The organism is Micromonospora sp. NPDC048063, from assembly GCF_043202855.1.
Lineage (GTDB): Bacteria > Actinomycetota > Actinomycetes > Mycobacteriales > Micromonosporaceae > Micromonospora.
On the sequence record NZ_JBIDBG010000005.1, the window covers coordinates 1 to 843 of the forward strand.

General features: G+C 66.2%; 1 protein-coding gene. It reads right to left on the reverse strand.

The features are described from left to right. Positions 1-540: 540 nt before the first annotated feature. On the reverse strand, positions 541-843 hold a 303-nt coding region (locus ACGFZ2_RS15105), incomplete at its 5' end, for a hypothetical protein (RefSeq protein WP_393453721.1).

Consider the following 843-nt stretch of genomic DNA (forward strand, 5'->3'; position numbering starts at 1 on the left):
GCTCGGCAAGCCTGTACTGCGCATTCGTGACCCTCGCCGCAGCCCTCACCTGCCACAAGCGCTACCTCAAACTCACCACCTGAGACACGCTCTAAATCAGGCCTAACTTGCGTCCGGCTGCTATTCGCCGCTCACCGCACCCGGATCCGCCTGACTGAACTCGTCCGGCGTCAGCGCCACCAACGCCGCCCCGGGTGGCTACTCCCTGCCGGACGTCGAACCCCGCCCGCACTCACTTACCTTGCGCAACGACGGCACCCACACCGCCCGGGCAACGTGCGGTGTGGCTGGCCCAGGCGGTGCGGCGGGTCGGCCGGAGGCAACTGGTTCCAGCCTGGATGGTCACGGTGCCGTGGCGCGGGTCAACGGCGAGCTGTGCGCCTCCGGCCGACGCGAGCAGGTCACCGAACGCCCCGGCATCGTGCCCGCCGGCCACCGGCAGCCTGGTTTGAATCTTCGCGTCGACAAGAGGAATGTTCAGCCAAGGGTTGTCTATGGCCAGTCGGGTCGATGCCGAGCGGCTGCAGGTTCAGGATCACGTTAACGGGTGTAGAGGATTTTGATTCCGTTGGCGTTGAGTGCGGCGACCGCGTTGGTGCCCGTGAGGTTGGGAACGCGGAGGTTTTGCCAGCCGGTGTTGCTGGCTGCTTCGTGTACGTAGCCGTCCCGCACCGTATAGATGATCCTCGTGCCATCGGTTCTGGCGATCGCTGACACCGCGGTTCCGTGGACGGGTTGCCCGTTGTAGCCGACCAGCAGGGGCTGCCAGTTGGCGCTGCTCGACTCGTACACCGCGCCCCCACGCACCGTGTACACCACGACCGCGCCGTTGTAGGGGATCGC